Source organism: Bacillus sp. 3103sda1 (assembly GCF_024159135.1).
GTDB classification, from domain to species: domain Bacteria; phylum Bacillota; class Bacilli; order Bacillales; family Bacillaceae_G; genus Bacillus_A; species Bacillus_A rhizoplanae.
Genome location: NZ_JAMYWS010000001.1, coordinates 1984588 through 2010008, shown reverse-complemented (window position 1 = coordinate 2010008; position 25421 = coordinate 1984588). Strand labels below are relative to the sequence as shown.

The following is a 25421-nucleotide window of genomic DNA, read 5'->3' as shown; positions in this document are numbered from 1 at the left end:
CAACAAGAAAAAAACCAGCATAAAAATGCCGGTTAAAAATCAAAATAATTTCGCTTTAGTAAACGTGGACGCTCCATAAGCTCTGTATAAGTAACTTGTTTTGGCAAATCTTTTGTATAAATCAAAAAGAGCTGATCTTCAATTTCTTTCACAATATCCTCTGATTGATAATGCATTCCGCAATTTTGACATGCGATACAAGGTGTTTCTTCAATTGCAACTGTTTTTGTTCCGTCTGGTAATTCCCAGTATACAGTGTTTACACTCTCAATTGCTTCCTCACCTTCACACCACACACATCTCATACTGCATCTCCCTCAGTTTTCGTGCTCTCCTCTAGTTTTGCCATTTGCGCTTGATATTTTTTATCCTTCAACTGGTCACGCTTGTCACGTTTATCTTTTAATGAAGCATGTTCTGTACTTGTTTCGTAATCTTTACGGCGATTCATACGCTGCAAACCTTCTGGTACAAGGTTAAACTTCTTATCGCTCATCAGCCCTGCGATTCCAACATCAGAACGTTTTTCTTCGTAAGTTGGATAAATTTCTTTAAAGTATCCTTCCGCTCTGCCTGCCACATAATTCTCTGGCTCTGGATACGTTGTAATTACACCTTCAAAGTTACGAAGAACAACTTTATCAGCACTTTGTGAAATAATGTAGTTTGGCTGAACGGCAATTTTACCACCGCCGCCCGGTGCATCTACAACAAATGTTGGAACTGCATAACCAGACGTATGTCCACGTAACCCTTCAATAATTTCAAGACCTTTGGAAACTGGTGCGCGGAAATGACCAATTCCTTCTGATAAGTCACATTGATAAATATAGTAAGGACGCACGCGAATTTTTACTAAATCATGCATCAATTTTTTCATAATCGGTACGCTATCATTAATACCTGCTAAAATAACAGCTTGGTTACCAAGTGGCACACCTGCATTTGCAAGCATTTCACAAGCAAGTTTTGATTCTTCCGTGATCTCAATAGAAGTATTAAAGTGTGTATTTAACCAAACTGGATGATATTTCTTAAGAATATTGCAAAGATTTTCTGTAATACGCTGTGGAAACACAACAGGAGCTCTCGTTCCAATACGGATAATTTCCACATGCGGAATTGCACGTAAATTCTTTAAAATGTACTCTACAATATTATCGTTAATAAGAAGACCATCACCGCCAGAAATTAAGACGTCGCGTACTTGCGGCGTTTCGCGAATATACGCAATTGCATCGTCTAATTGCTTCTTCGGAACACCCATTCCAATTTGTCCACTAAAACGACGGCGTGTACAATAGCGACAATACATAGAACATTGGTTTGTTACTAAGAAAAGAACACGGTCTGGATAACGATGTGTTAATCCTGGAACTGGTGAATCTTCATCTTCATGAAGCGGATCTTCTAAATCATACTTCGTTTTATATAACTCCTCTGAAATCGGTACAGATTGCATACGAATCGGACAACGTGGATCATCTGGATTCATAAGAGATGCATAGTATGGTGTAATGTTTAATGGGATTGTTTTTGTTGAAATTTTAACACCTTCTTCTTCTTCCGGTGTTAAATTGATGACTTTCTTTAAATCATCTAATGTTTTAATTGTATTTGTTAATTGCCAAATCCAATCATTCCATTGCTCCTCTGTAACATCTTTCCATAATTCAATCTCTTTCCAATGACGTTCTGGTTTATATACGTCGTGTAACATTGCAATTCCCCCTTTTTTTCAAACGCTCGCTATTTATTAAAGCAATAATCATGCCAATTATAACTATTAAATCTAAATTTCTATTTGTCTCTACTAGTACAACCTTTGCTATTACACGTTTCTTTACTATAAAAATATCATTTTATACAAAAACAAAATAAAATAATTAACAGAAAAAACTAAATTTTCTTTTACTTTCTATATATGTAAGTGCTTATTTATTGGTGCAAATGCACAAAAGCTGCCAATTATTCGGCAGCTTTCGCATTTTTATTTAATTTATACTGCAAAGTTTGTCTTGGAATGCCTAACAACTTTGCAGCTTGTAGAACATTTCCTTTCGTTTCTAACATTGCTTGTTCAATTAATTCTTTTTCCGTTTCATGAAGTGCCTCCCGCAGCGGTAATATCGGCTTTTTCTGCGGATGCGGCACTTGTCGAAACGAACGTGGTAAACAAGATAACGTGAGTGTTTTTCCTTCTGTAACAATGACCGCATGTTCTATCATATGCTTTAATTCACGCACATTACCTGGCCAATGATACTGAAGCAATTGCTTTTTCGCATCTTCATCTATATCGATCACATGCTTTGTATATTCCATGTTATAAGCCTTCAGAAAGTGCGGGACTAACAATAAAATATCTTCTTTTCTCTCGCGAAGCGGTGGAATAAATAAAGAAAACACATTTAATCGATAATATAAATCCGTACGAATTTTATTTTCACGAAGGCACTCATCCGGCGGCTGATTCATTGCTGTAATAACGCGTACATCAACCTTTCTTGTTTTGTTATCACCGATGCGGCGAATGACACCATCTTCCAATACCCGAAGCATTTTTGCTTGTAAATCTAAAGGCATCGAATTTAATTCATCTAAAAATAACGTACCACCATCCGCAAGCTCAAATAACCCTGCGCGTTCTATGGCACCTGTATAACTACCTTTTGTTGTTCCAAACAGTAAACTTTCAAGTAATGATTCTGGCAAAGCAGCGCAGTTTTGAGCGATAAATGGATTATTTCTTCTTTTCGAAGCTTCATGTATCGCTTGAACAAACAGCTCTTTTCCCGTTCCTGTTTCACCATAAATGAGTACGTTCGCATTAGTGGTAGCAACCTTGTGTGCAAGCTGTTTCGTCTGCAAAAAGCGCTTATCATTCGTTATAATCGTATCAAATGCTACATGCCTCTGCTGTGTTTTTTTCGCTGGTGATCGCCTCATTTTTGACTGCAAATCAGCAATACTTTCTGTCAGCTTTTGAATGGTAGAGTAATCTTTTGCAATCTCAACAGCGCCAGCAATGCGCCCTTCTATAAAAATCGGAAGCGTTGTATTTACCGTATAAACATCTTTCCCACTTTGATTTTGATATCGCTGCACTTGATGTAGGATTGGCTTTTTCATTTGCAGTACCTTTAGTAATGTACTCGTTTCTGGCGTTAACGAAGGAAACGCTTCCAATAAATACTTACCAAGTACATCTTCTACATTTGATCCGTCATGTTTTGCTGCTACTGTGTTATAAAAAATCGTAACCCCATTTTCATCTACTGCATGAATAGCTTCATCAATACTACTTAAAATCGCTTCAATCACTTCTTGTGTTGAAATCGCCAGCAACGCATTTCCCTCCTTTGCTAAAAAATCAGCAATATCGTGCCGAATTTTTAGCACCTACCGGTAAAATGAAACTCCCATCAGCAAGGGCTTTTCATCCCTAACTTATGGAAGTTGAATAAATTGATTCTTTATGAACCTTTATTTCTATTCTGTAATGTCTATTAAATACGAGATAAAGTGAAACTTCCATCGGTGGGGGTTTTTTTCATCCCCCACCGATGGTTAGTTGAACCAATCGGGCTTTTACGGGCAGTTATCCCCCACCTAGCTTCTTCGGATTCCTCACAATCTTGAGGTGGGGGTTCTACTGCCCGTTAATGCGGGATAAAGTGAAACTTCCCTCAGTAAGGGGCTTATTGTCCGTTAGTGCGGGATAAATCTTTTACCCAAACGTTCATATCCTCTAACTTATCAAAAATATAACAGTTATTCGCCAATCTGCCTGTGTACGTATATCCAAGCTGATAAAACGCTGCATTCATACCAAAAGAAAGCGACCGTGCAATTGTATACGAACAAAAAATAGATCTATCTCGCAGCTCTTCTTCTAACTTCATAAGTAAGCTTTTCATGAATCCATGCTTTCGATACTCTGGTAATGTTGCGCAATTTGTCAACTCCGCATTTCCTTCTTTTAGATTCATTTCTGCTGAAGCTGTGCTAATAATCTTCCCTTCCATTTCATACACGTAATAAATCGTATCTTCCTTCATCGTTTTCACGATATAGTCTGCTTCGTTCAAAGGTGTTGGATAAACCTCAAATACTTTTCCAAATACGTCCGCAAGCTGCTCTGCATCTTGTTCCGTCGCTTTTCGCAAAACAAACTGTGCTGGTATTTCCTTTTCTATTACTTGCTTCGCAATTACACCACTTATAATTTCATCTTCCTTCACCCACTGCACACTATTACGGCGTTCATCATCCCGATATTTCACCATAAAATATGCATCATGGCCTTGGAAGTATTGAGGAATACTAGCTTCAAGCATAAAGCCAAGAGAGAGCCACGCCGGAACGTGCTCTCTTTTTCCTTTTATAATTAATTTAGTGAAAGAATGAGAGTTTGCGAGTTCTTCCACTTTACGCATTACTTGCTCAACATTTCCTTTATAATGATCAACGCGAATACGCTTATTAAAATAATCTAATGAGCATTCTAATGTATAGTACTGTGTCTGTTCTGCAAATTCTTCATAATATTTCATTCGTCCACCTCGCACCAGTCTAGTAATGTACATGCAATAATCTTTGCCGCCGCAATCATTTTGTCAATTTCAATATATTCATCTGGATAATGGGCAACTTTCGTTTCACCTGGACCAAACACGATAGTTGGAATATTCGCAATTTGTGTAAATAAACCACCATCTGTTCCCCATGGCGATGCCTCAACAATCGGCTCTGTGCCTTCAATATGCACAAAATTGTCCTTCAGAGTTGTAATAAGTGGATGCTTTTCCTCTAATTCACCTGGAACCCAGCGTGCGCCAAACCATTCTACTTCTACTGGGTGCTCTATGAACCATGGATCTACTTTATTTAATTGTTCTACCCAATTTTCAAACTCTATTTTTGCACCCTCCATACTTTCATTCGGTGCAACACCGTATCTGCCTTCTAAAGTAAGGAAATCAGGAACAGAACTCGGCCAACTGCCACCTTCAATTTTTCCAATATTAATCGGAATCGGAATTGGAATTCCTTTATATAACGGATCTGTAATCCTTTCATTTCGTTTTGCTTCTAGCTTTCTCATATGCTCTACAACAAGCATACTTTTCTCAATGGCACTCACACCTTCATAGCGCGTACCACCATGAGCAGCTTTCCCTTTTACGAATAAACGAAACCACATTGAACCTTGTTGTTTCGGGAAAAATTTCATGTTTGTCGGCTCTGGGATAATTACACCATCCGCCTCGTAACCTCGTAAAATTGCCGCAAGCGTACCTGCGCCGCCGCTTTCTTCTTCTATTACACTTTGAAAATATACATCTCCTTTTAAATGAATCCCCGTTTCTACAATTGCTTCCATCGCCAGCATGAGCGCAACATTTCCGCCTTTCATATCTGTTGTGCCGCGTCCATATATACGATTCCCAATTTTTTCTCCTGCATATGGATGGTGCTCCCACTGGTTCAAATCTCCTTCAGGTACAACATCAATATGCCCATTTAAAATCATTGACTTTCCGCCGCCGCTTCCCTTTAATGTTGCCACTATATTCGGACTATCAGTAAAGTTTGTACGCGGTGAAACGAAATATGGATGATCTTTCATTTTCGTAAATGAAGGTTCCCAAATATCCAAATCTAAACCAAGTTCACGCAATTTTTCAATCACAACTGCCTGCGCGCCGCTTTCATCCCCGCTCGTACTTTTCTCTTGAATTAAACGTTTTAATAATTTCACACTCATATTTTCATGAGTTTCAATATATTCACACACTTGTTTTTTATATTGCTCCAATTATTACATCCCCTTTCATTCAATTACTAGTAAAGATGGACTCACATGAAAAGCAGCTTCTGTGCATTTTTTTACATCTTCTACTGTGTATGGACTCATCAATTCTTGCAGCACTAAACCTTCTGGCGTTACTTCCATTACTGCCATGTCTGTAATAATTACATCCACACATCGTTTTGACGTAAGCGGAAGTGTACACTCTGAAACAATTTTCGCATTCCCATATTTATCAACGTGATTCATCACAACGACAACACGCTTTGCCTTTTGTGCTAAATCCATCGCCCCGCCAATACCTGGTACACGCTTACCTGGTACAATCCAGTTTGCTAAATCTCCGTTTTCACTTACTTGCAATGACCCGAGAATTGTAATATCAAGCAACCCTTTTCGAATCATCCCAAATGCCATGCTGCTGTCAAAATAACTAGCCCCGTCAATAATCGACGTTGGCAATCCAGCCGCATTACATAAATTTTCATCCTCTTCGCCCTTTACTGGTGTCGGCCCCATACCAACAATGCCATTTTCCGCATGAAACATAACATGCATATCATCTGGCAAATGATTCGGAACAAGAGATGGAATGCCAATCCCTAAATTAACAATCATTCCGTTTTGAATTTCCTTTGCAGCGCGCTTTGCAATTTTATTGCGAACCTCTACTCCCATGCCCATTTCCAATTCACTCCTCCCGATGGAACAATATAATCAACAAATACACCAGGCGTTATAATCTCTTCTGGGTTCAGTGCCCCAAGCGGAACAATTTCTTCAGCCTCCACAATCGTAATATCCCCAGCCATTGCAACGTGTGGATTCATATTGCGTGCGCTTTTATCAAACACAAGATTACCAAAAGGATCTGCTTGTTTCGCAAACACGATGGACACTTCAGCTGTTAATGCTGTCTCAATTAAATATGTCTTCCCATTTATTTCAACAGTTCGTTTCCCTTCTTCTACAATCGTATCCATCCCAACATCAACAAGAACACCACCAAGCCCGACACCGCCAGCTCGAATTCGTTCTGCTAATGTACCTTGAGGAGAAAATTCAATATGCAGTCTTCCTTCATTTAATTGTCGTCCTGCATTTGGATTTGAACCGATATGCGACGTAATTAACGACTTTACACGCTCATTTGTCACAAGGCGGCCAATTCCCACATCAGGAAAACCAGTATCATTACCGATTAAATGTAAATCGGAAATTCCTTTATCTAAAATTGCTTGAATTAAAGAGGGAGGAGAACCAATACCTCCAAACCCTCCAAACATAAGTGTCATCTCATCATGAAAATATGGCATAACATCTTGTATTGTTTTTAATTTCCCAAATGTATTTGTAATAGTTGTCATACGATACTATGCCCTCCTTTTTGAACTATTTCCTCTACACTTTTCGCAAAAATATGAAGTAATTCGTCAAGCTCTTCATATGTAGTAGTAAGCGGCGGCGCAACTAACAATGCACTATCTTCCTTGCCTGCTTGTCCTGATACAGCTTGATATAAAAGAAGGCCATTTTTCGCCGCAACAGAAATAAGTTCAGATGCTTTTGTAAACGGTTGCAATTCTACTCCAATCATCAAACCTTTCCCGCGTACATCAGCAATAATTGTCGATTCTTGCTGCACCTTTTGCAGTCCTGCGATTAAATACTCTCCTTTTTCAGCAGCCGCTTCTGGTAAACGATGCTTCTCCGTATATTCAATCACCGCTAAAGCTGTCGCAGCGGAAAGTGGATTTGCACTCAATGTATGCCCACTCATTACAGAACGAGAACCGCGCAGAATTGGTTCCATCACGCGATCACTTACCATAGTTGCTGCCATCGGTGTATAGCCAGCTCCTAATCCTTTACCTAGCGTCATAATATCCGGCTGAACACCCCAATGTTCCATTGCAAACCACGTACCAGTACGGCCAAGTCCTGTCATGACTTCATCAGCAATAAATAAAATATCATAATGCTCACAAATGTCCTTAATCACCTTATAATAATCCTTCGGTGGTACAATTGCTCCCCCAGCTGCACCGATAATCGGCTCAGCAATAAATGCCGCAATATGCTCCGCCCCAATACGTTCAATTGCTCTCTCTAACTCTGTTGCACATGCAAGTTGACATGTCGGATACACCTTTTGTACCGGACAGCGGAAACAATACGGTGCTGGCAATGTCGGATAATCTTCCAAAATGGAAACAAAGCGTTGCCTACGCAGCGGATGTCCAGACAATGATAATGCTCCCATCGTAATTCCGTGATAACTCATCCAGCGTGACAAAATTTTATTTTTCCCTTGAATACCGCGCTCTTGAAAATGTTGAATCGCAATCTTCATTGCCGTTTCATTTGCCTCTGTACCGCTATTAACGAAAAAGCTCCAATTCAAATCCCCCATATTTAAATCGCTAAGCTTCTTCGCAAGCTTCTCTGCCGGCTCACTCGTAAACTGCGAGCGATATACAAATGCAATCTCCTCTGCTTGCTGCTTAATAACTTCTGCGATCTCTTTTACGCCATGTCCGATACTTGCCGTAATTGCCCCTGACGAACCATCAAAATATTTATTACCGTTTTGATCATATAAATATACACCTTCTCCATGCGAAATCATCGGATAAGGTTGACCAACAAGTGGTTTAATTAAGTAATCGCGCATGACGCTTCCCCCGTTTCTTCGACTCATATGTAAATGTGAAAAAAATCGACTTTTCTCTCATAAAAAAAGAACTCTCTGCCTATGCAGTGAATCTATTAAAAAGTCATTATTATAGAATATAAAAATAAATGCATAAAAATTAAATAGAAAGAAATTTCAGAAACAAAAAAATGTAAGTAAACAATATTCTCTCTACATCCCCCTCCTACACAAACACAACCAACAACTAAAAAATCCCTCTTACTCCTCTCTTCTAAAATAACATTCGAAGTGAAAACATGCTGCTAATGTGTAAACTTCGACATTCCTCTAGTAAATCTCCTTCCTTCTTCTTCACTTTATATCGTATACTTTCAAATAAATTTAGACAAAATTCGATAAAGAAAATTCTTCCAGCAGACAACGATTTCTTCCTTTAATTCTTGAAATAGAAATCGGATTGCTTCTTAGGACAAAATATAAAAAAACCTATGGCAAAGAACCATAGGGTGGTATAGCAATCACATTTAATCCCCTAATTCGGGTTTTTCTTTTTCATCGCAGTAATACTGAACCGATTAAAAAGCCCAGATTTGTGTTAATCCCCTAACCCGGGGTTTTTCTTTTTCATAGCACCTTCATTTTGCTGTAACGACTACAAAATACGATAAAGTTTCCCCACTTCTTCTTGAAATCTTTCTTTATTCAATTGCCAATATGGTGAAACAGCTTTCCCTTTTAAACTATGAATTCGTTGAAATATTTTACATTTTTTCACTTTCATTTTATTGTTGAAAATAAAGAAAAAGAGGCGATGAGTGCATGAAGTTAATTGGCATGTATAGTAGCTCCTACTAGGAATACTTTTTTAGGTGATTTAAGGTAGACGCAATGGTTGGAGTATCACTTATAAAGCCTACATATCCATCCGGCCGAATGACTACAAGTCCATCCTTTTCAAATCCATATTGCTCCTTAAGAAATTTAATATCAGCTTGATTAGTTTGTACAGCTGTCACTTGGTAAAAGTTATAAGGAATGGCTTGCTTTTTCAGGGAAAAATCCAGGTTTGCGTACAATGTTTCGTCATTAGAAAAAAGCAGGATAGTAAGTTCTTTACCACTATTTAACTCAAACAAACGATTGACTCCATCTACGTAACCATCTGGAGAACGATCTCCGGGATATATTAACTTCTTCTTTCTTAAGTTATTTGATAAAGAACGATTTTCCATGTGCCCTTCAACAATCCGACTATATCGGTAGTTAATAGCAAGTTGAGATAACATATTCACAATTCGAGATTTTACACGTTCATTAGAGGTAATTCTTGGGGCTACTATATTTCGAATCAATTGCAGTAAACGGCTTTCATTCAGAATCATTTTGGTTGCTCTTTCTGTTCCATTAACAAGGGATGACCAAATAGGTTCTCGTTCTTCTGTATAAGTATCCAGTAAAGAGGGAGAACTTTGGTGCTTCAAGACATATGTGATTTTCCAAGCTAAATTAAAAGCGTCTTGCATTCCAGTATTCATTCCTTGTGCTCCAATCGGCGAATGAATATGAGCTGCGTCACCGGCTAAAAAGATTCGACCAACACTTCCGTTCTTAACTTTTCGTTGATTGACTCTAAATGTAGATTGCCAAGTTGGACTATGGACGGTGGTGTTCTTCGGACCGACTTCATTAATAATCTGTTGAATTTGATCTAAACGGATGTCTGCCTTCTGATTATCAAAGTGGTCAATGGAGATCATTATCCGATGTTGCCCATTCTTCATTGGAAAATAAGCCGTAAATTTTCCGTTTTTTACAAAAGCATATAATTCATCGTGCGGTAAATCCCAGTTCACAGTCAAGTCTGCTAACGCAAAATTTTGATCAATCGTAATTCCTTCAAAGTCCATATTTAAGCCATGCCTTACTACACTATGGGCCCCATCACATCCTATTAAATATTTTGCTTTTATAATCGATTCTTCTCCCTCAGAATTTACTATAGTCGCTTCAACACTTAATGGGTCTTGCTTGAAGCCTGACAATGTCGTTTCCCACTGCACCTCACCACCAATATTGAGGAAGTGAGAGTATAGTATGTCTTCTGTAATGTTCTGAGGAATCATGAGAACAAATGAATAAGGACCTCGTAATTTTTCTCTAAAGTCTAGACGTGCTAATGAAATATTCTCAGAACGGGCGTTAAAAACATACGTAGGATGTCCGCGTTCTACAAATTCATGAGCAACTCCCATTCTTTCTAAATGCTCCAATGTCCTCGCCATAACTCCAAGTGCTTTTGTTTTTGTTGAAATTCCAGAGGCTTTATCAATAATTTTACAATCCACACCAAAACGTCGCAGCTCAGATGCAAGTGTAAGGCCTGTAGGTCCAGCTCCAACAATAAGTACATCTACTTCAGTAAGGCGTTCACTTTGATTACTCATCATGTCGTTCACTCCTTATTAACAAAAAAGATTTAGTTTTAAAGACGTTTACACCATGAAAAGAAACTATAAACAACACATTGTTTATAAAAATTATACCAATTGTCATGAAGGATTCAATAAACAATAGTAACGACTATGTCGGTTAAACAACAAGCTTAATTGTATTGTCAAATAAAGTGAAACTTCCATCAGTGGGGGTTTTCTTCATCCCAAGCTGATAGTTAGTTGAACCAATCTGGCTTTTACGGACAGTTATCCCCCACCTATCTCCTTCACTTTTCTCTGAATCTTGAGGTGATGATCTTACTGTCCGTTAATGCGGGATAAATAACTAATGAAACACAGAAAAATCAAAAGTGTAGGATTAAAAGACAGCATATAAAAACCATCCAATTGAAATGAAATGGATGGTTAAAATTTAACGTATTTCCGAAAGAAGTCCCCATCTTCAAGCGCGTGACGGGCAAAAGCCCAGCGGTAAAGTGGGGATGAATTTCGGTTAGGCATAGCCTAACTGATTTGTAAGAACTGCCAATTGTTCGTATGGTGTATACGTTCCATATCTGACATCTTCACTTGCTTATAGGATTTAGAAGGATTTTGTATATATTGTCCATGTATATCTTGTACGTATACCATTTTTCCTGTAAATCCTGTCACAAATCCTACTTGTCCAAATACCTTTACTTTATCACCTAAATAGATTCCATCTATATGTGGTGTATTTTTCTTGTTCCGTTTTGCACTTGTATTCTTTGTTTTCCTTCCTTTTCTTGCGGTTGCTTCATGCAGGGAGCGTTTTTTCTTTCTAAATTGCTTCATTCGAAACTCACCGCTTTGGTCATATTCTTGTAACCGTTTTGGATTTGTAATCGCAATGGCATCATTTACATGTGTTTTGGATAAACACAACTCTTTTCGTATCAGTGTTGTGTAACTGCCATACGTAATTTCACAATCTAAGTGTTTCATGATTTGCAAACGCAGTATATTCATAAAGGCCGTTTCTTTATATTGTTTTGGTTTCTTGAAATTGTGTTTGATTTTCCCTTGATGGAATTTTTGATGACATTCTTCATGTACCGTTACAAGGTTATCTGCCATATCTGAACCGCCACTGCATCGTTCAATGATATGATGTGTATGCAAAATGCCACCTTTCTTCTTACAAATTTGACAGGTGTAATTGTCTCTTGCGAATACATAATATCTCGTATTCCAAAAGCCAAAGGTATCCCCTTGTTGGTATTCTGTTCCTTGTATATCGGGATTTTTTAGCTTTTGTACATCAAATTTTCCTACTTCGACAATCACTTTTGGAGATGGTAATAACGAGCGAAATATTTCAATCCAATGAATTTGGTTATCCACTCTGCTTTGAATTGATGGCGGTAACCATCCTTCTTTCTTTTTCCGATTGAGAAAACGTGCTTTTCGATATCTTGTTTTTCGTTGTCTTCTACCTCTGCGTAATGTAGCTCTCAGTGTAAGATTTTCTTTGACGTCTTGACGTACCTCAATGGTTCCTTTTGCTAGCACTTTGTCTTCAGTGGTGATCGCAATGCCGATATGCTTTGCTCCGCTGTCAACACCGATTGTAACGGGTTGCACCGCTTCACCTGTGGCATATTGTAATTGAATTGTAAACGGAGTGTATCCAATAATCGTTGCTTTTTCTTGTTTGAGAAGAAGCCGTGCTTTACGAGGACTGCAAGGCATGAGCGGTTCTCCTCTTACATTCTTGACAAATACACGCATGTTTTGTCCCTCCTAAGAGTTTGTTTCCCTTCGCCAATGTTTGTAGGTGTTGGCAACTTCTCGTGCAAGAAGGCATGTGGTTGACCGTTCCTTCCCAATCAGAACTGTTACAGAGCCACCATAGAGCCAAGAACTAGGGAATTATTCTTGGGTATGCAACCTACGAACGGAGTCCACGAAAGACTGAGGCTAGACAACCAGGGCTTTTTTCAAGCCCCCACTTCAAAACGTGTTAGCGTTTAAGTGGTGGGTAGTTGACTATAAGTTTATGAAGAACATAGGGACTGTAAGGGGTCATTAATAAATAGATTTGCCATTTGTGTTTAGCTATAAATTGAGAGGGATAAAGTAGTTCATCCTTTAGCCATTGTGTTAGCAATCCAAGATTCGCTGTAGATGGCGTTTTTTTGTGAAACTTTTGATTCAAGATGAGTTCCATTTATTCGCTGAAGAACTACAACGATATCTATCTCCACATATCCTTCAACAACTCGCGCAGGAAACAGGTTTTGTTAAACGTAAAAGACGTTCTTTTGTTAATCTCACTAAACTGCCCTTAGCGCAGCTACGGCTTTATTGAGCAAACTAATATCTTACGTTTATCCTCTATACGAGGTTTCTTCTCTTACATTGTCCCCATAGTTACTGTGAACCATTTTGGATGGTAATACGTGTTAATCCTCTACACGAGGTTTCTTTTCTTACATGATCGACCTCGTATGCATGCACCATGGTCAAAATTGTGTTAATCCCCTAATTCGGGGTTTTTCTTTTTCATTACCAACTATCATGAAGAGCTTATGGCGCTTTCTATTGTGTTAATCCCCTAACTCGGGGTTTTTCTTTTTCATAGCACCTTCATTTTACCTAAATCTCCCAACGCCTGCAAGCGCCAAATTTCATGGTTTGTTCTAATTCTCATAAACACGATATACATTATGTTATCTACAGTCTGTTTTTTCACCAAACTATTATATTAATAATAGAAATAAACATTCTAATCTCAGTTGTTTCAATAAAAATAGGTGAAAATATGCTATATTAGAAAAATGACATAGTTTCTATTAGTTTTATCCTTTTTACAGCCATGTCATTTCGTTAAGTTGGTGAAATACTAATAAAAAAACGATCTCATTCTACCATAAGATCGTTTTTCTTCTATTATATATTACCCCACTACAACTTCTTCTCTTTTTTCTGTTTTACTCGTTAAATGTTCTATAATGTGACGAGCGATGTGAACGCCGCAAGCGCTTGCTTGTGCTAATCCGCGTGTTACGCCAGCACCGTCTCCGCCTAAGTATAAGCCGGAAATTTCAGATTCGAAATGTTCGGTTAGTTTTGGTCTTGCGGAGTAGAATTTCGCTTCTACGCCGTAAAATAATGTATGTTCAGATGCAATACCTGGTGTGACGTGATTCAATGCTTCTGTCATTTCAATTAAACTTTTCATTGTATTGTATGGCAATACAAGACCTAAGTCACCTGGTACTGCTTCTTTTAATGTCGGCTCAAGGAAACCTTCTTGAATACGCTTCGGTGTAGAACGACGACCTTTTAGAATGTCTCCGTACTTTTGTACCGTCACTCCGCCCATTGAAATACGGTTTGCTAGACGTGATACTTCATGTGCGTATTCGTTCGGCTGATCAAATGGTTCTGAAAATTGATGTGATACTAAGAGCGCAAAGTTCGTGTTATCACTGCCAAGCGCAGGATCTTTGTACGCATGACCATTCGCTGTCATAATACCGGAGTGGTTTTCAACAACAACGTGACCAGACGGGTTACTACAGAATGTACGTACTCGCGTTCCGACAGATGTATTAAATACGAATTTCCCTTCATAGAGATGCTTGTTGATCTCCTCCATCACAATGTTTGAAGTTTCAACACGAACACCAATATCAACTTGGTTCGTGTTCATTTTTAAACGGCGCTTTTTCATAATTTTTGTTAACCAAGCAGATCCGTCACGTCCTGGTACAATTACTACTTTTTTCGCAGATAGCATTGTCCCGTCTTTTAAAACAATGCCGCGTACGACATGTTCATTCTCTACTTTTTCAGTTACAATGTCGTCTACTTCTATTTTAAATTTCATATCGATTTTCTCTTTTAAATATTCGAAAATACTTTTTAAAATTTCTAAGTTTTGTTCTGTACCTAAGTGACGAACTTGTGCACGCAATAGTTTTAATCCAGCTGCGTAAGCGCGTTTTTCGATATCACGAACTTCATCTGTTAATGGATCTGTAATTGAAGTAGTTGCCCCGTGTGCTAAGTTAATTTCATCCACATATTTGATTAAATCCATTACAGTCGATATAGATAAATAGTCTGTCATCCAACCACCGAATTCACTTGTAATGTTAAATTTCCCATCTGAATATGCTCCTGCACCGCCAAAACCATTTGTGATTGAGCATGCTGGTAAACATCCTGCATGATCTTTCTTCCCAGCAGCAGGTGGACATTTCGTTATTTTCTTCTGAAGAATCGGACAATTACGACGATAAATATCATGTCCTTTATCAATTAACAGCACTTTTGCATCTGGCATTTTAACAATTGTTTCATAGCAAGTAAAAATTCCAGCAGGACCTGCACCTACAACAATTACATCATAGTTCGTATTCATGTATTCATTCCCCCATTGCATTCCTTAGAAAACCCTTACTAAAAGTACCATGTTCTATTTGGAATGTCAACGAATTTAACGAATTATTCACAAAATAACAACGTTAATGTTCGTAAAAAAACTATTTTCCCTCTATTTTTTGGTTAAATAAGGATTTTACAAAAGAAAGAACCGATTAATGTATAATTAATCGGTTCACCATGACGCTCTTTCTAAATAACTAGAAGCGCACGCAACTAGCTCCAATGATAATTAGTAAAATGAATAACACAACAATAATCGCAAAACCAGAACCACAGCCTCCACAGCCATAACCACCGTAGCCATATCCACCACAGCCATAACCTGGATATCCTCCACCATAACCCCACATAGTTTTTCACTCCTTACATCCATTTAAAATAGTTTACATTGTCAAAATATGTAGGACAAACCTCACTTTGTATGTGTGTTTGCCTAGAAATAAAAAAAATCTCCAGCTTAGCTAGAGATTCCATCTACTGTCATTTTTAAATATAGGATTACTGGTAAAGATAAAGTGAAACTTCCATCAGTGGGGGTTTTTTCATCGCCCACTGATGGTTAGTTGAACCAATCGGGCTTTTACGGGCAGTGCTTCGATTTTCTCTGAATCTTGAGGTGGGGTCTTACTGCCCGCGAATAGCGGGATAAAAAAGATAGTGTGAAAAATGAGTTAAATTCAGTTTGTGCACCCAACTGTTGTTGATTGCTTTTATTTTCTTATAGACAAATTCCGAACATTCTTCTGACATAAATTCAGCAATGTTCAACGATAATTGTTCAAGTACTACACTCAATCAGCTTTTCTAATGAAGAGACAAAATTAATAACAGTGGAAAAACGCAGCAATGTGCTGCGTTTTTCTTTATTAATATCGTATATGATAACAATTTACATCGCTTGACTTTCAGAAGAAAATTCACTCTTATCGTCTTGATCTAATAAACTTCCATTAATTTTCTCAGCTTCTATCATATATTCTGTATAACTTCCACTTCTTACTCCCCAAAAATAAAAAACAAGTGCTATCGCTGTAATAAGAAGCATGTCCCAACCATATGGTATTATATTCATTCCGCCAAATTTGTAACTTCCAAGATAGGAAATCGTTACCATACATAGTAAATATACAATTAACCAAATGCTCGAACGGAACTGATTTTTAAACCCACGCCATTTATTTTTATATTGATAATAAAAATAAATCGGTAATCCAATTGCCATGATGAACAATACCTCACCTGTTAGCGGCCAGCGTGCCCAATACAAAGTGAGCGATGCAAAAACAAATCCGCACGGAGCAATAAAATTAGCTCCTTTTAAACGAAATGGACGATATAAGTGACCCGCTGTACTCCGTAATGTCATAAGTGCAATTGGTCCCATAATGTAAGAAATCAACGTGGCAACTGAAATAATCTCGGCTAAAACGCCCCATCCACGAAATAATATTAAAAAAAGAAAACATATAAATAAGTTCAAAATTAAAGCTGGACGAGGAACACCATACACAGGGTGTAAAACACCTAATTTTTTAGGAAGATAACCATTCTTCTCCATTCCATAAACCATACGAGCTGTGGTTGCAGTATAAGTAGTTCCAGACCCAGATGGAGAGATAAACGCATCGGCATACAGTAAAATAACTAACCAATTCATTCCGAGTGCAATTGCCAAATCAGCAAACGGAGAATTGAAATTCAAATGATTCCACCCATTGGCAATTACCGCCGGATTTACTGCTCCGATGAAGGCAACCTGCAGTACAACATACACAACTGTAGCAATCAAAATAGATCCGATGACTGCAATTGGAATAGAGCGATTCGGCTTATTCGCTTCACCAGCCATATTGATTGGACTTTGAAATCCATTAAAAGCAAATACAATTCCAGAAGTAGCAACTGCCGTGAGTACACTTGCCCATCCATATGGTGCCATCCCTTGTGAAGTTGTAAAGTTACTTTCTTGAAATCCGACAAATAACAAGGTACCAGCAGTAATTCCAGGCACAATAATTTTAAAGATTGTAATCCAAGAATTTGCCTTTGCAAAAAGGTTAACTGTCCAATAATTTAGGAAAAAATATACGAAAAGTAATACAGATGCAACTAGTAATCCTTTAGATGTTAATACATTATCTTGTACAAGCGAATGTGTCCAACTAGCCCATTTCCACGGCCATGTACTCATATATTGTACAGAAGCAATAGCTTCTACTGGAATCGTAGAAGTAATTGCAATCCAATTGGCCCATCCTGCCAAAAATCCAACCAATGAACCGTGGGAATATTGCGGATACTTTACCATTCCTCCTGTTTCAGGAAACATAGCTCCAAGTTCTGCATAAGACAATGCAATAAATAAAATAACGACCATACCAATCATCCAAGAAAATATAGCAGCCGGCCCCGCAATTTCTGCAGCTCTCCAAGCTCCAAATAGCCATCCTGAACCAATCATGGAACCGAGCCCCGTCATAGTAAGGGCAAACGTCCCCATCTTCCTGTGCATAGAATTCATCCCAATCTACTCCTTTTCTATTATAGAAAAATAAAAAGCACTTGATAAAAATATCAAGTGCTTGCCCAGGCGCGCGGCTCATAAATCCATATGCTTCCTCATGGTAATCCATGTTGCGCCAGTTACATATGGGAATTAAATTCTTTTTTTAATATACAATACTATTAGAAAATTAACAATAGCTTTAATACATTTTATTTAACACAAAAACAACATGTAATTATTTTTTGATAATAACAATTTATTATCTTATCTTTTCAAAATATAAAAAAACGCAGTTAAAGCATTCATAAATCATTTATTTCCAAAAACTTAATGTTTACAAATGCTAATTTTGCACAAAATATTCGTTAACTTTTACCAAAAAAATCAATTGTAACAAAACTTTTCCCTCTCTCTTCAAAGAAATAATCAGCAGTTATCAAGTACTTATGACATTTGTACATGCATATAGTTGTAATAATGATGCTAGAGGAGGGAAAATAAATGAATCCATCTGAAGTAGAAAAGTATGCGCAGCAAGCTGCAATGTATGAGCAACTTGCCTGTTATTACAAATATATAAATCCACAAAAATATATGGAATTATATTTGAAACACTATAACGCTATGAAACAATTTGTACAGGCTTACGAGCAAAGCCGGATATCACTACCACATTCAAGCGAACAGTCATTACCATCTCAAGTTCGAATCTTACACGCTTCTCCTGATGCACCCACTGTTGATATTGTCATAAATGGACAAAAAGTGGTGAAAAACATTTCGTTTAAGCAGCATAGTCCATACCTTTCACTTACACAAGGACAATACCGCATTGATATCGTACCTGCCGGTGATGAAACTCCAATCTTTTCAGCTCTCGTTCCTGTAATGGGAAACCATGTATATACCCTTGCGGTAGCTGGTAATGTTGATAAACTTCAACTGCTACCTCTCATTGATAATACGCCTCTACCATATGGTCAAGCAAAAATACGATTCGTCCATTTATCTCCTGATACCCCCGAAGTAGATGTAGCTTTAAAAGATGGAGAAAAACTGTTCGAAAAGGCTGCTTTTAAACAGGTAATAGATTTCTTGCAAGTAAGTCCTGGCGTAGCAGATATAGAAGTATCAGTTGCGGGAACAAAAAACGTTGTATTAACAATTCCCGAAGTGAAAATTGAGGGAAATAAAATTTATACAATTGTTGCACTTGGTTATGCAAATAAATCACCAAAGTTAGAAACAGTATTTTTAACAAATTAAAAAGTCTACACCGCTATCGCCGTGTAGACTTTTCTTTTTATCCCGCATTAACGGGCTTTCCATCAGTGGGAAATCCCCCCTCCCCCACTGATGGAAGTTTCACTTTATTCTATATCGATTTTTCAAAAGAAATATGAAATTCTGTCCATTCTTCTGTTGACTTACATGTAATAGACCCTTTATGTTTTTCTACAATTTGCTTACAAACAAATAGGCCAATTCCAGTTCCTAACTTTTTTGTCGTTACAAATGGTTCAAATATTGTTTCAATATTTTTTGGCGGAATCATCGGTCCATTATTTTTAATAAAAATATGTATTAGTTCTTCATCTTCACACACATCAATAACAATTTTCTTACTTTCTTCCATTCCTTCAAGAGCGTCAATGGAGTTCATTAAAATATTTAAAAGCACTTGCCTAACTTCACTTCGATACCCGATAAATGGTATTGGATACGGCAGATTTTTCTCAATAGAAACATTTGCATTCACTAAGCTTGGATATAAGAACTGGATAATATCATGAAATAAATCATTCAGCCAAAACCGCTCTGCTTCATTCCAAATTTCTTTTTTGGAAACAAGTAAAAATTGAGAAATTCTAAAATTTAGTTGGTCAAGCTCATGCGAAATAATATCTAAATATGGAAGATGCGGTTGATCTGATTGTAACAGTTTCACAAACCCCATAATAGAAGTTAGCGGATTGCGAAACTCATGAACGAAACTTGCTGACATTTGTCCCAAAATTGTCAATCTCTCTTTATGTGTTTCGTTAATGAATTGTTGCTTTTCTTCCAAATTTTTCGATATAATTTCTGAGTATTTCAAAACTGTATAATAGATTAGACGGTCAAAACAAGTATGTATTTTCCCCATGATTGGTTTCAATTCACGAGCACTCACATCTAATTCACACATTGCCTCAAACAATTCATTCCGTCCTACATTCGCATTATAGACAAAATCTCCAATATTTGCATCTGCCTCCGCACGCTCAATGGCGATTTTCTCGCATAACAGTCTAATATGTTCAATTTCTTTCTCTTGCATAATGAGTTCCATCATTAATGTTAATAAATTTTCTCCATTTTCAATGATTTCTTTTTTAAATGGATCATTTGCTGAAATAATAATTTTGGTTTTCCAGTTCTCTATGAATTGTTGACTATTCTTTTTTAAGTACGTACAAAACATTTTACTAATATCCTTATCGATTGGAAAAACCCCCATTCCCTCCATCTCCATACGAAAAATACCCTATATATTTTGAATATTAACACAAAAAACAAATTTCGTTAAGAGAGTAATGTCACATTTTGTTATTTCATGTTGATAAAATTTTAAAATTCAGTACGTGAAATTATTTTTTGCATCCTTTTCATTTCTTTCGTACAATAGAAATAGGAAAGGTGTGAAAAAAATGGGAAATAAAAATGTGGAAGATTATCTTCAAGAAGGCATTCATGGACAAAAACAAAACAAACCTGAAGAACGCAACATGTTTTTAAGCACATTGCGTGAGCGTGTGGAAATTGCGTTAACGATTGGGCAAGTCATGCAAACAAACGTATATACAGCAGTAAAAGAAAGCATGGGTTCTTCTCAAGGATTAACATTGTATGTGAACGGTAGCATCGCTTACCCACATTTATCTAAATACATTAAATTAGCAAATGAAAAACAAGTACCGTTTACAATTGTACAAAATAAAGATACAAACACACCAATTGGCCTTGTACTCGCGCATGATACAGCAGTTGAGAAAGAGCATATTTATGTAGAAGATGAAATTTACAAGCAAGAGATGAACTAACAAAAATGCACCTGACTAGAAGTCGGGTGCATTTTTATAAAGTGAAACTTCCATCAGTGGGCACATGCCAGCAGTTATCCCCCACCTATCCTTTAAATCTTGAAGTGGTGGTCTTGCTACCCGCGAATAGCGGGATAAAATACTTTACCGTAAATAAAAAACCTCACCATATGGGCAAGGTTATGAACTTACTTGTTCTTGGAGTGAAACATGTTGTTCTGTTACTTCTACAGGCTGCAGCGCAATTTGCTTCGTCACTTCAATTTGTTTAATGTAATGACCATCTAATTCAACAATACGAAATTTATAATTTTCAATGTCGACAATATCACCTTGTTTAATTTCAAGATGTTCTGTTAAAATCCAGCCGCCAATTGTATCGACGTCTCCATCGTCAATTGAAAGCTCTAATAATGCGTTGACTTCACTAACAAGCACTTTTCCTTCTAAAATTGTTTTCGTTTCGCTAATGCGCTGAATCTCCGGCTTTTCATCCGTATCAAATTCATCCTGTATATCACCAACGATTTCTTCTAATATATCTTCAACTGTTACAAGTCCAGATGTTCCGCCGTATTCATCCACTAAAATTGCCATATGTGTGCGTTCACGCTGCATTTTCACAAACAAATCATGAATAGCAATTGATTCAATAATTTGAATAATCGGACGGGCATACTGTGCAACGGTTTCTTTATTTGTACCATCATGTTTCACAAAATCTGTAAAAATATCTTTAAAATTTACAAAACCAATAACATGATCTTTATCGCCGTCAATGATAGGATATCTTGTATACTTCTCATTTGACATCAATTTCATTGCTTCCTTAACAGATTGCCCTTTTCCTAAAATTACCATTTCTGTGCGTGGAACCATAATTTCCTTCGCAAGTCGATCATCAAATTCGAAAATCTTATTTACATATTTATATTCTGATTGATTAATTTCACCATTTTTATAACTCTCTGATACAAGCATACGTAACTCTTCTTCAGAGTGTGCTACCTCATGTTTATGCATTGGTTTTAGTCCAAACATTCTCGTAACAATACGTGCTGAACCATTTAATGTCCAAATAAATGGATACGCCAGTCGGTAGAAAAAGATAAGCGGTCTTGCAACTGCTAAACTAATCCCTTCCGCCTTTTGAATTGCCAATGTTTTTGGAGCTAACTCACCTACTACGACGTGAAAAAAAGTAATAAACATCAAAGCTAGAAAAACAGATAAGACGGATTCCACCGAGGGAGGCACTTCCAATCTTGCAAAAATCGGATCAAGCATACGTTTAACCGTCGGTTCTCCTAGCCATCCAAGGCCAAGTGCTGTCACTGTAATTCCCAACTGACACGCTGATAAATACTCGTCTAAGTTTGTAATGACTGTTTTTGCAGCAGTTGCACGTTTATTTCCTTCTGCAATTAAATAATCGATACGTGAGCTCCTAACTTTGACAATTGCAAATTCAGACGCAACGAAGAAGGCAGTTAAGGCAATTAAAACAATCACCATACTTATACTAAATATGTCCAAATACGTTTCCTTACTCACTGTGTAAGTAAGGAAGCCACCTCCTAATAGTTTTATTCTAAAGAAAGGACTTCTCTAACAATCTTACAAGTTTCTACACTAGCAATCTCCTTGTATACATTATATGCATACATAATAAAGATATTTACGTTTATGATAACGAAACTTATACTCTCCGTCAAATAAGAGAAACAACTGAAATTAGACAACTTTTGTTCATTTTCGAGATGTTTTCTTTCTTACAATTTTATTTTTGTGAAAAAGCACTTTCTTTGCCGATTTCTCACTTCTTTTGTCAAGCATGCAGGGAACGAACAAACTATCACGAAACCTTCTAACAACAAGATTTGGGAGGGATTATTGTGGAATATAAAACGCCGATGATTGCAAAAAAATTAGGTACTAGTCCAAAAGCTGTCATCCGTCTTGCACAGCAAATTGGATTAGAATTAAAAAAGAATAAATTTGGACACTATGTTTTTTACGAACAAGATTTACAACAAATGCTCGAATTTCAACGCTCTGTACCAAACCAAGAACATGAACCATCTTCCTATCATGCTGCTGAAGCAGCACCATCCAATGAAATGCAACAATTTATAACGCAATTAAAAGACATTTCCTTGCGCTTAGATCGGCTAGAAGAAAAATTACAAGAAAAAGCAGATGATGTGGTGAATTATCAATTATTACAACACCGTAATGAAATGGAAGAAATGCACGCAAGAATTGAGCAATTAGAAATGACACTTAAGCAAAAAGAATCAATTTATATGACGCCAGAAGTAGCAGCAGCAAAACAGGAAGAAAAACCGAAGCGTCGTAAAATGCTTTTAAGCATTTTTGGATTTTAATATATCATAATAAAAAAGACGATGTTCTTTATAAACATCGTCTTTTTTATTATGATAACATAGCTTTCATATCTTCTTCTGCTGTTGTAATTAGTTTTAAGCGAAATGCCTCTTGCAACACTTGCAGTACACCTGGTGATATAAACTCCGGCGCTTTCGGACCAATACGAATATCTTGAATACCAAGGCTAAATAACCCAAGTAAAATCGCTACAGCCTTTTGCTCAAACCAAGACAGTACAATGCTGACTGGTAGCTCATTCACTTCACATTGGAACGCTTCCGCTAAAGCTACTGCAATTTTCACTGTTGAAATTGAATTATTACATTGTCCCAAATCAATAAAACGCGGTATATTCGTTTCAGGTACAACGCCATAATCTACATCATTAAAACGAAATTTCCCGCAAGATGTCGTTAAAATAACTGTTTCTGCTGGTAATGATGTTGCTAATTCACGATAATATTCTCCACCTTTTCCCGGCGCATCACAGCCAGCAATTACAAAGAAACGTTGAATCTTACCAGCTTTCACAGCATCAATAATTTCTGGTGCGAGCGATAATACCGTCTCATGATGAAATCCTGTTATTAATTGTTCTTCTGATTCCATTTGTACATCTGAAAGCTTCAATGCCGTTTCAATAAGTGGTGTAAAATCATCATTTTCAATTTTACGTACCCCTTCTAACCCTGCAACGTCATAGGAAAAGAAGCGATCTGCATATGTGCCTTTAATTGGCATAACACAATTTGTCGTTGCTAATATAGCTCCTGAAAATTTTTCGAATAAGCGACGCTGATCATACCAAGCCTTTCCGATATTCCCTTTTAAATGTGCATATTTTTTCAACTGTGGATAACCGTGTGCTGGCAGCATTTCAGAATGTGTATAAATATTGATATTTTTTCCTTCTGTTTGCTTTAATAACTCTTCTAGGGCAAATAAATTATGCCCTGTAACAACAATCGCTTTTCCATAGGCACGATTTTGTGTAATTTGTACTGGTTCCGGCACTCCAAAATGTTCAGTATGTGCCTTATCAAGTAGTTCCATCACGCGAATAGCAGCTTTTCCGACTTTCATTGCCATATCTAAATGTTCTTGTTCATTAAAGTTCGAATTTGTTAACGTCATGTATAACGCTTCATGTGTTACTGCATCTACAAACGGATCTGTGTACCCTAGTTGCGCTGCATGAGTGCGATATGCGGCAATTCCTTTTAAAGCAAAGACGATAATATCTTGCAAGCTTGCAATTGTTTCGTCTTTACCACAAACTCCAATCACTTTACATCCACCGGTAGGCGTTTGTTCACATTGATGACAAAACATCATTCCCATCCCCTCTCTAGCAATCTTTACAATGTAAGCGTAATACACATCGCTATTGGAAGATGTGATGATAATCACATGGAATGATGCAATTTTGTGACAATCTTCATCTTGTTAACATAATTTTTTTACTGTTCTCTTGGATTAAAACTTGTGCATGTGCATTTCCTTGAATCACATCACGAAACTCTTTTAAAGAGTACATATGAGTTAATCCTTTCATAACATGAATGCGAACCGGTACACCTTGCAGTTTATCATTAACAGCAAACGAATCATCAATTGGCTCGATTGGAAATCCTAATGAACGTAAGTACATATACATCCGCTTTGTTACAACCGCAATATACCACTCTGCTTTTACTTCTAATGCATGTATAAATAAAATCGTCGCAAGTTGTTTAAATTGTCCACGACCGCGAGATGTTTTTGCAATACTTAATTTCCCAATTTCGTACACGTTTTTTAAATCTTTTATATATTTATTTTTAGAAAACGGGTAAAAAAACTCAGAATTTGATTGCTCAGGTACTGTATAATTTATACATTCAACAGTTCCGATGTAATGATTTTCTTCTACCAATAAAAATCTTGAAGGTGTTAAATTTCGTTCTACAAACATTAAGTTTCGTTCTTCACAAAAATCTCCCCATAATTGCTCGAACCAAAAATGTTCTTCCTTTGTTTGAACACGTTGGAACATACTCCCCCGCCTTTCTCATCACCCTTTACTTTTTTGTTAGCGCTTTCACCATATATCATATAAAAA

The 25421-nt window shown here is 37.2% G+C and carries 20 protein-coding genes and 1 riboswitch; of the genes, 3 read left to right on the top strand and 17 right to left on the bottom strand.

The genetic code is table 11. The features are described from left to right. Positions 1-32 precede the first annotated feature (32 nt). From NKR74_RS10015 to NKR74_RS09955, 13 genes are all read right to left on the bottom strand, one after another. Complete coding sequence (locus tag NKR74_RS10015; RefSeq protein WP_253629433.1) at positions 33-305, bottom strand: YokU family protein; 273 nt, start codon at positions 303-305, stop codon at positions 33-35. After that, positions 302-1720, bottom strand: coding sequence for a lysine 2,3-aminomutase (kamA, locus tag NKR74_RS10010; protein WP_253629432.1), 1419 nt, complete (start codon positions 1718-1720; stop codon positions 302-304). The genes NKR74_RS10015 and kamA overlap by 4 nt, the downstream gene beginning before the upstream one ends. Before the next feature lie 248 nt (positions 1721-1968). Beyond that, the gene (locus NKR74_RS10005; protein ID WP_098307274.1) at positions 1969-3348 is read right to left on the bottom strand and encodes a sigma-54 interaction domain-containing protein; all 1380 of its coding nucleotides are present in this window, start codon (positions 3346-3348) and stop codon (positions 1969-1971) included. Positions 3349-3701: 353 nt separating this feature from the next. After that, positions 3702-4556 (bottom strand): putative beta-lysine N-acetyltransferase, encoded by an 855-nt coding sequence (ablB, locus tag NKR74_RS10000; protein ID WP_253629431.1) that lies wholly within the window; start codon positions 4554-4556, stop codon positions 3702-3704. Beyond that, the gene (locus NKR74_RS09995) at positions 4553-5821 is read right to left on the bottom strand and encodes a peptidase (RefSeq protein WP_098307270.1); all 1269 of its coding nucleotides are present in this window, start codon (positions 5819-5821) and stop codon (positions 4553-4555) included. Before NKR74_RS09995 ends, ablB begins: the two co-directional genes overlap by 4 nt. Before the next feature lie 15 nt (positions 5822-5836). Beyond that, positions 5837-6499, bottom strand: a complete 663-nt coding sequence (locus tag NKR74_RS09990) for a CoA transferase subunit B (protein ID WP_098307268.1) — start codon at positions 6497-6499, stop codon at positions 5837-5839. After that, positions 6484-7182, bottom strand: coding sequence for a 3-oxoacid CoA-transferase subunit A (locus tag NKR74_RS09985; RefSeq protein ID WP_098307266.1), 699 nt, complete (start codon positions 7180-7182; stop codon positions 6484-6486). The genes NKR74_RS09990 and NKR74_RS09985 overlap by 16 nt, the downstream gene beginning before the upstream one ends. Then, the gene (locus NKR74_RS09980) at positions 7179-8489 is read right to left on the bottom strand and encodes an aspartate aminotransferase family protein (protein ID WP_098307264.1); all 1311 of its coding nucleotides are present in this window, start codon (positions 8487-8489) and stop codon (positions 7179-7181) included. The genes NKR74_RS09985 and NKR74_RS09980 overlap by 4 nt, the downstream gene beginning before the upstream one ends. Positions 8490-9322: 833 nt before the next feature. After that, positions 9323-10918: an FAD-dependent monooxygenase gene (locus NKR74_RS09975; protein WP_253629430.1), complete on the bottom strand. Its 1596-nt coding sequence runs from the start codon at positions 10916-10918 to the stop codon at positions 9323-9325. A 510-nt stretch (positions 10919-11428) separates the two neighbouring features. Continuing rightward, positions 11429-12676 carry an RNA-guided endonuclease IscB gene (iscB, locus tag NKR74_RS09970; protein WP_253629429.1) on the bottom strand — a complete coding sequence of 416 codons (1248 nt, stop codon included), beginning with the start codon at positions 12674-12676 and terminating at the stop codon, positions 11429-11431. Between the two features lie 1168 nt (positions 12677-13844). Continuing rightward, positions 13845-15317: an NAD(P)/FAD-dependent oxidoreductase gene (locus NKR74_RS09965; protein ID WP_253629428.1), complete on the bottom strand. Its 1473-nt coding sequence runs from the start codon at positions 15315-15317 to the stop codon at positions 13845-13847. Between the two features lie 220 nt (positions 15318-15537). After that, the gene (locus NKR74_RS09960; RefSeq protein ID WP_253629427.1) at positions 15538-15690 is read right to left on the bottom strand and encodes a YjcZ family sporulation protein; all 153 of its coding nucleotides are present in this window, start codon (positions 15688-15690) and stop codon (positions 15538-15540) included. A gap of 539 nt (positions 15691-16229) precedes the next feature. Continuing rightward, complete coding sequence (locus NKR74_RS09955; protein WP_253629426.1) at positions 16230-17861, bottom strand: glutamate/serine transporter AimA; 1632 nt, start codon at positions 17859-17861, stop codon at positions 16230-16232. Between the two features lie 56 nt (positions 17862-17917). Beyond that, a riboswitch (ZMP/ZTP riboswitch) is annotated at positions 17918-17997 on the bottom strand. 350 nt (positions 17998-18347) lie between these two features. Here NKR74_RS09955 and NKR74_RS09950 point away from each other — a divergent pair. Beyond that, positions 18348-19112, top strand: a complete 765-nt coding sequence (locus NKR74_RS09950; protein WP_253629425.1) for a DUF4397 domain-containing protein — start codon at positions 18348-18350, stop codon at positions 19110-19112. 109 nt (positions 19113-19221) lie between these two features. Here the strand turns inward: NKR74_RS09950 and NKR74_RS09945 are convergent, their stop codons facing one another. Beyond that, on the bottom strand, positions 19222-20361 hold the full coding sequence (locus NKR74_RS09945; protein ID WP_098307250.1) for a BA2291 family sporulation histidine kinase: 1140 nt from the start codon (positions 20359-20361) through the stop codon (positions 19222-19224). A 175-nt stretch (positions 20362-20536) separates the two neighbouring features. On the opposite strand from NKR74_RS09945, the gene NKR74_RS09940 reads away from it, so the two are divergent. Continuing rightward, entirely contained in the window at positions 20537-20929 is a 393-nt protein-coding gene (locus NKR74_RS09940; protein WP_230575774.1) for a YueI family protein, read from the top strand. A gap of 180 nt (positions 20930-21109) precedes the next feature. On the opposite strand, the gene NKR74_RS09935 is transcribed toward NKR74_RS09940, so the two are convergent. Then, entirely contained in the window at positions 21110-22465 is a 1356-nt protein-coding gene (locus NKR74_RS09935; protein WP_253629424.1) for a hemolysin family protein, read from the bottom strand. Positions 22466-22824: 359 nt separating this feature from the next. Between NKR74_RS09935 and NKR74_RS09930 the strand changes: the two genes are divergently transcribed. Continuing rightward, positions 22825-23316, top strand: a complete 492-nt coding sequence (locus NKR74_RS09930; protein ID WP_253629423.1) for a chromosome segregation protein — start codon at positions 22825-22827, stop codon at positions 23314-23316. 49 nt (positions 23317-23365) lie between these two features. Here the strand turns inward: NKR74_RS09930 and hcp are convergent, their stop codons facing one another. Both hcp and NKR74_RS09920 read right to left on the bottom strand, forming a co-directional pair. Continuing rightward, positions 23366-24652 (bottom strand): hydroxylamine reductase, encoded by a 1287-nt coding sequence (gene hcp, locus NKR74_RS09925; protein WP_098307244.1) that lies wholly within the window; start codon positions 24650-24652, stop codon positions 23366-23368. A 106-nt stretch (positions 24653-24758) separates the two neighbouring features. Then, the gene (locus tag NKR74_RS09920) at positions 24759-25355 is read right to left on the bottom strand and encodes a hypothetical protein (RefSeq protein WP_098307242.1); all 597 of its coding nucleotides are present in this window, start codon (positions 25353-25355) and stop codon (positions 24759-24761) included. Between the last annotated feature and the right edge of the window lie 66 nt (positions 25356-25421).

Bases quoted from the DNA above. Each gene is read 5' to 3' on its own strand.
- NKR74_RS10015 (WP_253629433.1), bottom strand. From the start codon at position 305: ATGAGATGTGTGTGGTGTGAAGGTGAGGAAGCAATTGAGAGTGTAAAC.
- kamA (WP_253629432.1), bottom strand. From the start codon at position 1,720: ATGTTACACGACGTATATAAACCAGAACGTCATTGGAAAGAGATTGAA.
- ablB (WP_253629431.1), bottom strand. From the start codon at position 4,556: ATGAAATATTATGAAGAATTTGCAGAACAGACACAGTACTATACATTA.
- NKR74_RS09990 (WP_098307268.1), bottom strand. From the start codon at position 6,499: ATGGGCATGGGAGTAGAGGTTCGCAATAAAATTGCAAAGCGCGCTGCA.
- NKR74_RS09985 (WP_098307266.1), bottom strand. From the start codon at position 7,182: ATGACAACTATTACAAATACATTTGGGAAATTAAAAACAATACAAGAT.
- NKR74_RS09980 (WP_098307264.1), bottom strand. From the start codon at position 8,489: ATGCGCGATTACTTAATTAAACCACTTGTTGGTCAACCTTATCCGATG.
- NKR74_RS09975 (WP_253629430.1), bottom strand. From the start codon at position 10,918: ATGATGAGTAATCAAAGTGAACGCCTTACTGAAGTAGATGTACTTATT.
- iscB (WP_253629429.1), bottom strand. From the start codon at position 12,676: ATGCGTGTATTTGTCAAGAATGTAAGAGGAGAACCGCTCATGCCTTGC.
- NKR74_RS09965 (WP_253629428.1), bottom strand. From the start codon at position 15,317: ATGAATACGAACTATGATGTAATTGTTGTAGGTGCAGGTCCTGCTGGA.
- NKR74_RS09960 (WP_253629427.1), bottom strand. From the start codon at position 15,690: ATGTGGGGTTATGGTGGAGGATATCCAGGTTATGGCTGTGGTGGATAT.
- NKR74_RS09955 (WP_253629426.1), bottom strand. From the start codon at position 17,861: ATGAATTCTATGCACAGGAAGATGGGGACGTTTGCCCTTACTATGACG.
- NKR74_RS09950 (WP_253629425.1), top strand. From the start codon at position 18,348: ATGAATCCATCTGAAGTAGAAAAGTATGCGCAGCAAGCTGCAATGTAT.
- NKR74_RS09945 (WP_098307250.1), bottom strand. From the start codon at position 20,361: ATGGAGATGGAGGGAATGGGGGTTTTTCCAATCGATAAGGATATTAGT.
- NKR74_RS09940 (WP_230575774.1), top strand. From the start codon at position 20,537: ATGGGAAATAAAAATGTGGAAGATTATCTTCAAGAAGGCATTCATGGA.
- hcp (WP_098307244.1), bottom strand. From the start codon at position 24,652: ATGTTTTGTCATCAATGTGAACAAACGCCTACCGGTGGATGTAAAGTG.
- NKR74_RS09920 (WP_098307242.1), bottom strand. From the start codon at position 25,355: ATGTTCCAACGTGTTCAAACAAAGGAAGAACATTTTTGGTTCGAGCAA.